General features: G+C 59.0%; 8 protein-coding genes. 2 read left to right on the forward strand and 6 right to left on the reverse strand.

What is annotated here, in order from left to right:
- Positions 1-767, reverse strand: a 767-nt coding sequence (locus H0V34_10605; GenBank protein MBA2492117.1) for a PAS domain S-box protein, incomplete at its 3' end; no start/stop codon positions are given.
- Here H0V34_10605 and H0V34_10610 point away from each other — a divergent pair.
- Both H0V34_10610 and H0V34_10615 read left to right on the forward strand, forming a co-directional pair.
- Positions 766-942 carry a hypothetical protein gene (locus tag H0V34_10610; GenBank protein ID MBA2492118.1) on the forward strand — a complete coding sequence of 59 codons (177 nt, stop codon included), beginning with the start codon at positions 766-768 and terminating at the stop codon, positions 940-942. The two genes, H0V34_10605 and H0V34_10610, sit on opposite strands and share 2 nt — an antisense overlap.
- A 301-nt stretch (positions 943-1,243) precedes the next feature.
- Entirely contained in the window at positions 1,244-1,420 is a 177-nt protein-coding gene (locus tag H0V34_10615) for a hypothetical protein (protein MBA2492119.1), read from the forward strand.
- A gap of 227 nt (positions 1,421-1,647) precedes the next feature.
- Here H0V34_10615 and lpxA read toward each other — a convergent pair whose 3' ends face one another.
- The 5 genes from lpxA to bamA all read right to left on the reverse strand — a co-directional run.
- The gene (gene lpxA / locus H0V34_10620) at positions 1,648-2,418 is read right to left on the reverse strand and encodes an acyl-ACP--UDP-N-acetylglucosamine O-acyltransferase (protein ID MBA2492120.1); all 771 of its coding nucleotides are present in this window, start codon (positions 2,416-2,418) and stop codon (positions 1,648-1,650) included.
- Entirely contained in the window at positions 2,415-2,918 is a 504-nt protein-coding gene (gene fabZ, locus H0V34_10625; protein ID MBA2492121.1) for a 3-hydroxyacyl-ACP dehydratase FabZ, read from the reverse strand. Before fabZ ends, lpxA begins: the two co-directional genes overlap by 4 nt.
- 45 nt (positions 2,919-2,963) lie before the next feature.
- Positions 2,964-4,001: a UDP-3-O-(3-hydroxymyristoyl)glucosamine N-acyltransferase gene (lpxD, locus tag H0V34_10630; protein MBA2492122.1), complete on the reverse strand. Its 1,038-nt coding sequence runs from the start codon at positions 3,999-4,001 to the stop codon at positions 2,964-2,966.
- 63 nt (positions 4,002-4,064) lie between these two features.
- Positions 4,065-4,574, reverse strand: a complete 510-nt coding sequence (locus H0V34_10635; GenBank protein MBA2492123.1) for an OmpH family outer membrane protein — start codon at positions 4,572-4,574, stop codon at positions 4,065-4,067.
- A 13-nt stretch (positions 4,575-4,587) separates the two neighbouring features.
- Positions 4,588-6,718, reverse strand: a 2,131-nt coding sequence (bamA, locus tag H0V34_10640) for an outer membrane protein assembly factor BamA (protein MBA2492124.1), incomplete at its 5' end; no start/stop codon positions are given.

The following is a 6,718-nucleotide window of genomic DNA, read 5'->3' on the forward strand; positions in this document are numbered from 1 at the left end:
CGGTTTAATTCCTCCACTTTCTGCACAAGGTGCGCTTCGACTTCTTGGCGCGTGGTTATATCGCGAATCGCTGCCGTCACGAGTGTTCCCTCGGCGTTCTCCAGCGGGCTCAACATGATCTCGATCGGAAACGCGCTGCCATCCTTCCGCCGTCCGATGAGCTCGATCCCCGTACCGATCTGCTGCGCCAGCGCGTCTGCCGCGGATCGAAGATCGTCCGCGACCAGCCGTTCCGCGAAGCCCTCTGGAATGATATTGTTTACCTGCTGTCCTACGAGCTCGTCGCGGCGGTATCCAAACTGTTTCTCCGCTTGAAGATTCAGCAGGACGATCTCCCCGCCCTCGTTTACCACCACCATCGCATCCGGCGCCGCCTCCAGGAGCCAGCGGTATTTGCCCTCCATCTGCGCCAGATGCTTCTCCGCATCCTTGCGCGTGGTGATGTCGCGCAGGTAGGCGATGAACACGGGCTGGTCTGTGACCAGGGCGGGCGTAATCGCCAGCTCGATCGGAAACTCGCTGCCGTCGGCGCGCATCGCGGTAATTTCGAAGCGCGTGCCGAGCACGACAGCCTTGCCGGTTGGCAGATAGCGCGCCATGCCGCGCTCGTGCGCTTCGCGTAGCGCTGGCGGGATGATGGTTTCGGCGACGGTTTTGCCGATCACCGCTGTGCGGCTGTAGCCGAAGTTTTGTTCCGCGGCTGGATTCAAATCGATGATGCGGCCCTGATGGTCGGCCATGATGATGCAATCGAGCGCCGCGTCCATGATGGCGCTGTTGCGAATCTCGCTTTCCCGCGGCGCCAATTCCGCTGACTGCTCGGGAATTGCCGTGCCGAGACGATCGGAAGGCGTGGCGCAAATTGTCGCGCAAGCCCTTGTTATCGCGGGGCTTGATGTAACAGCGATGAATCACCCCGCGGTTGATCGCATCAATGACTGACTGCAAATCGGAATTACCGGACAGGACGATCAGAAATGTGTCGCGATACAGATGCTTGACGCGGCCGGATAACGGTACCGCTCATGGTGGGCATGCGCTGATCGCACAGGATGACCTGCATTTGATGCAGTGTGTTTTCTGGCACCTAAAATTTACGATGCCGACACGGCCGCCCTGCATCTCGTCAGCGTCATCACGAGAACAATTTTTTGGCATAACCCCCCCTTCCGCGAACAATCATACATCAGTAAGCGGCCCGGACAAAAAACGGCGCGCGACACGACAGATGCGAAGGGAGTGCATGACCAAGGTCTTCCGCGATCAGTTCCACCAGATTATCAATGTGTTACTAGGTGTGATGTTTCAATACGTGGTTTATTCGGACTGGGCTCGAGAAGCTTGGAGTCATCCCGGCCAATCCCTCATCGTTCGACCCTTCGGGCGAACAGCGGGCATCGAGCCGGATAAAGAAAAGTGATGAACTAACTTCTAGAACATCGCGGGATGAAAAGGAAGCGGGCATCGGCAACAGAAACGCAGACATGAAACCGGATTGAAGTACCCGTTATTTGCGAGACGGCGTAACGGAAAAAATATGCAATGTACCGGTGGATCTAGCGGAACGCGAAGCAGGAACACTATCAGCTAACATTAGGGCGTACGCCGCAGCGGTACAGCTATTGGCAAGATCAATCTTTTGACAGTCTATCGCACCACCCCCCGCGAACTGTTATTGACGAAGCCCACAAACCGCGCGACTTCGGGGAAGTCATGGGCGAGCTGTTCCAGATGCCGCGCGTCTGCAGGGCGTCGGTTGCGCGATTTGATCAACAGCATGTACGCCTTGTGCAGCGCCTGGATGGTCTCCGAGCCGAAGCCGTGGCGCTTGAGGCCGACCTTGTTGATGCCATGCGGTTCCGCCAGATTGCCGGAGGCCAGCACGTAGGGCGGCAGATCACGATTGAGCGCGGTGCCCATGCCGCAGAAAGCGTGCGTACCGATGCGGCAGAACTGATGCACGAGCGTGAAGCCGCCCAGGGTGGCGTAGTCCTCGACCGTCACGTGCCCGGCCAGGGTGGCGCCGTTGGAAAAAACCGTGTGGCCGCCGACCAGACAATCGTGCGCGATATGCACGTAGGCCATGATCCAGTTGTCGTTGCCGATGACGGTAGCGCCCTGCCCCATGCGCGTGCCGCGATTGATGGTGCAGTATTCGCGGATGGTATTGCGATCACCGATCACCAGTTCGGTCGTCTCGCCTTCGTATTTTTTGTCCTGCGGAATATCTCCGATCGAGGCGAACTGAAAGATCCGGTTGCCGTGTCCGATGGTGGCCGGTCCTTCGATTACTACGTGCGGACCAATCCAGGTCCCCGCGCCGATACGCACTTCGGCCCCGATGACGCTGAATGCGCCGACTTTAACATCGGGCGCGAGTTCAGAGCCGGGATCGACGGCGGCGCGAGGGTCGATCACCGGGCGAAATCTTTGAACACGCACATCAGTTCGGCGGTGGCGGCGAGGTCCTCCCCCACTTTGGCGGTCGCGTTGAACAACCCGAACCCGCTGCGCTTGCGCAGGAACTGAACATGCAGAATAAGTTGATCGCCCGGTTCCACCAGTCGCTTGAAACGCGCCTTGTCGATGCCGACGAACAGATACAGGCTTTTATCTTTGGGGCGATGACCGGGGGTGTTGAACGCCAGCACACCGCTGGCCTGGGCGAGCGCTTCGAGAATCAGCACACCCGGCATCAAGGGTAGTTCCGGGAAATGTCCCTGGAAGAAAGGCTCGTTGACAGTGACATTCTTGATCGCCGTCAACGACTCGCCGGGCTTGCACTCCAGCACCCGATCGATGAGCAGAAACGGATAGCGGTGAGGCAGAAAGCGCATGACCTCACGGATATTGATGATATCCAAATCAGTTAAACCTTTGTGTCGATAAGCATCAATCGGCGCCACCGCGCCACGCATGGATGCGCGGCGAGCCAACGGTTCGTGCGCGAGTTGGTGTGCGGATTATCCGAATCCGGAGCCGTGCTGATCTTTTAGCTTCTTTTCCAGCACCATGACCTTGCGCGCGAGTTCGTCCAGCTTTCGAAAACGCACCGAATTCCTGAGCCACTGCGCATTCGGTTCCAGCGGCGTGCCCGAGGTATACGTGCCGGGCTTCGTAATCGACTTGCTGACCTTGGACATGCCGGTAATGTGCACGTGATCGGCGATCTCCAGATGACCTTCGATACCGGCGGCGCCCGCGATTGTACAATGTCTGCCGATCCTGGCGCTCCCGGCGATGCCAACACAGCCGGCGATGGCGGTGTGCGCACCGATGTACACATTGTGCGCGATCTGAATCTGGTTATCGAGCTTGACGCCCTCTTCCAGCACCGTATCGCCCAGCGCGCCGCAGTCGACGGTGGTATTGGCGCCGATCTCGACGTCATCGCCGATCACCGCGCGTCCCAGCTGCGGGATTTTGACCCACACGCCGGCGGCGTCGGCGAGCCCGAAGCCGTCGCTGCCGATCACCGCGCCCGGATGCACGATCACGCGCCGGCCCAGCACCGCGCGGTTACATAACGTCACCCGTGCGACCAGCTTCGAGGCGTCACCGACCGTGCATTCAGAGCCGATCACACAGCCAGGACCGACGAATACATCGGCGCCGATCACAGCATCCGCTTCGATCACCGTCAACGCGCCGATCCAGGCGCTAGGATCGATACGTGCCCGCGGATGCACCACGCTGCTCGGGTGAATGCCCGGCAGCACGGGCTGCGGCGGGTGCAGCAGGGTTATGATTCGGGCGAAGGCAAGATAGGGATTATTGGACAGCAGCGCCGCGGCCGGGCAGTCTTCGAGGTCGTCGGGGCCGAGGATCACCGCCGAGGCCAGGGTTGCCTTGAGATAAGGTCTGTAACGGCAGCTGGCGAGGAAACTGAGGCTGCCGGGCCGCGCGCCCTGAAGACTCGCGACGTCGTCGATCCGGCAATCCGGATCGCCAATCAGGGTGGCACCGACCCGTTCGGCCAATTCTTGCAGACGCCAGGACACGGGCTCTTGTTATAGGTCGGACGATACTTCACATTGCCGCGACGCCGGGCTGGCACGCGGTGCCTAAATATCCTGCAGCCGTTCCAGGATGGTATCGGTGATGTCTATCCGCTCGCTGGCGTAGAGCACTCTTTCGGTAACCATCAAGTCGTAGTCTTCCGATTTGGCTACTTCCACTATCACTTCGTACACAACGCGCTGCAGGTCGCTCAGTTCCTCGTTGCGCCGGATATTGAAATCTTCCTGCAACTCCTCGCGGTCCCGGTTGAAATCGAGCTTGCGCATGGCGATGTCGCGTTCCAGATCCTCGCGCTGTTCGGCGCTCATGATCTCGGCCTCGGTGCGCAGCTTTCTTTCCATTTCGACGATGGCATCGCGGCTGGTGGTCAGCGACGCGTCGCGACCGGAAAATTCCTGCTCCAGGGCTGCGCGCGCGGCCTCCGCCTGAGGCGCTTGTTCCATTACGCGGACGATGTTGACGAAACCGATTTTGATTTCCTGCGCCGTGACGGAAGGCGACCAGACAAAGCTTGAACTGACAAGACATAGGGTAAGAATGGTAAGCCGTTTCATACTGCTCCCGTACTCAAAAGATGGTGCCGATATTGAATTGAAACGTTTCGGTTTCATCGCCCGGCTGGTCATTTAACGCCTGCGCCAGACTGAATGTCAACGCGCCCACCGGCGTGATCCAGCTGGTCGAAACGCCGACCGAGGTGCGGATCTCGCTGGTATCGAACGCGCCCACGTCCGCGAAGACATTGCCCGCGTCGAAAAATACGCCAAAGCGCAAGTTGCTGGCTTCTTCCGTGAACGGCGGCGGGAACAACAGCTCGAGATTGCTGATCACGCGAAAGTTGCCACCTAGCGGATCGTTAAACATGGTGCTATCACGCGGGCCCAGACTGTTGGCCTCGTAACCGCGTATCGTACCGAAACCGCCGCCATAGTATTTCTCGAAAAACGGCAGATCGGTCGTGCCGCCAAAACTGTTGCCATACGCGACCTCGCCGTTGAGCGACAAGGTCAACCCGGAGGACGTGAGAGGAATATAGCCCTGATTACTGTAGTCCGCGCGGTAATACTCCAGATCGCTACCCGGCACCGCAACCTCCAGATTGAGCTGCTGCAGGTTTCCGCGGTCGGCGAACACGGTCTTGTTGCGCGTGTCATGAATCAGGCTGCCGCCCAGCTGGTAGATGTTATAGGCGTTGCCATTGTCCCTCAGAAAGTCGCGAATCTCGTCCGCGGTGTTGACCGTGGTATCTATGCTCACGTTCTGATAACCGCCGGTCGCCTGCAGCGTATCGAATTCGGTGAACGGGATGCCGAACACCACGTCGGCGCCCAGCTGTTCGGCGTTGTAATCGGAGATGTTCGCCTCACTGGCGTCAGTCTTGCTGTAATTCAGGTTGAACCCGCGGCTCACGCCGTCGATGGTGTAATAAGGGTTGGTGTAGGAAATGCTGTAGACCGTATTGAAATCGCTGTTATCGAAACGCACGCCGACCCGCCGGCCGGTGCCCAGAAAGTTCTCCTGCGTAACGGACAAATTAAACAGCAGACCCTGGCTTTGCGAATAGCCGGCGCCAATGGCGAAGTTGCCCGCCAGCCGCTCCTTGACGCTGACGTTGAGGTCCACCATGTCGTTGACGCCAGGCACCCGTTCGGTATTGACCTCGACCGACTCGACGTAGGCCAGCCGCTGCACGCGCTGACGCGACAGTTCGATGTCGGTCAGGTCATACCAGCCGCCCTCGATCTGGCGCAGTTCGCGCCGGTAGACCTCGTCGGTAGTCGTGGTGTTGCCGAGAATATTGATTCGTCTGACGTAAATCCGCTGGCCGGGATCGACAAAAAACGTCAGGCTCACTTCCTTGCTGACCTCGTCGATTTCTGGAATCGGATTGATGCTGGCGAACGCGTAACCTTCTTTGCCCAGCCGCCGCGTGATGTCGTCCACCGTCCTGATCACGCGGCTACGCGAAAAGGTGTCGCCGGGCCGGATCGCCAGCAGGCGCTGCAACTGATCCTTTGGCACGATAAACGTGCCGGCCAGCTGCACGTCACTGACCTTGTACTGTTCGCCCTCGTCGATGTTGATGCCGATGTAAATGTCCTGCTTGTCGGGTGTGATCGCCACTTGCGTCGAATCGATATTGAACTGCAGATAACCCTCGTCCAGATATTGCGTGCGCAGCAACTCAAGATCGCCGGTCAGCTTTTCCTGCGAGTACTGGTCGCGGCTGCTGAAAAACGCCCACCAGGCGGGAATGCCGGAGGCAAAATCTTCGGTGAGTTCGTCTTCTTCGAAAGCCTGGTTGCCGACAACGTTGACACGCTTGATGGTCGCCACCTCGCCTTCCGTGATGTCAATTTTGATATCGACCCGATTGCGTTCCAGCGGCGTCACCTTGGTTTTGATGCGCGCGCTGTATTTGCCGCGCGCGAGATATTGCTGCGTCAGCTCCTGCTCCAGCCGCTCCAGGACCGAACGGTTGAAGACTCGGCCGCGCGCGATCTCCACGCTGCCCAGGGCCTCGGTCAGATCTTCATCGGAAATGTCCTCATTGCCGTCGAACGTGATGTCCGAGATCGCCGGCCGCTCCTCCAACACCACTATCAGTACATCGCCGCGCCGCCGCAGGGTGATGTCGCTGAAAAAGCCCGTGTCGTACAACGCACCCACGATTTCCGCGCTGCGTTCGTCGGTATAC

Source organism: Gammaproteobacteria bacterium (assembly GCA_013696315.1).
Taxonomy (GTDB): Bacteria; Pseudomonadota; Gammaproteobacteria; order JACCYU01; family JACCYU01; genus JACCYU01.

Bases quoted from the DNA above. Each gene is read 5' to 3' on its own strand.
- fabZ (MBA2492121.1), bottom strand. From the start codon at position 2,918: ATGCGTGGCGCGGTGGCGCCGATTGATGCTTATCGACACAAAGGTTTA.
- H0V34_10615 (MBA2492119.1), top strand. From the start codon at position 1,244: ATGACCAAGGTCTTCCGCGATCAGTTCCACCAGATTATCAATGTGTTA.
- H0V34_10610 (MBA2492118.1), top strand. From the start codon at position 766: ATGATGGCGCTGTTGCGAATCTCGCTTTCCCGCGGCGCCAATTCCGCT.
- H0V34_10635 (MBA2492123.1), bottom strand. From the start codon at position 4,574: ATGAAACGGCTTACCATTCTTACCCTATGTCTTGTCAGTTCAAGCTTT.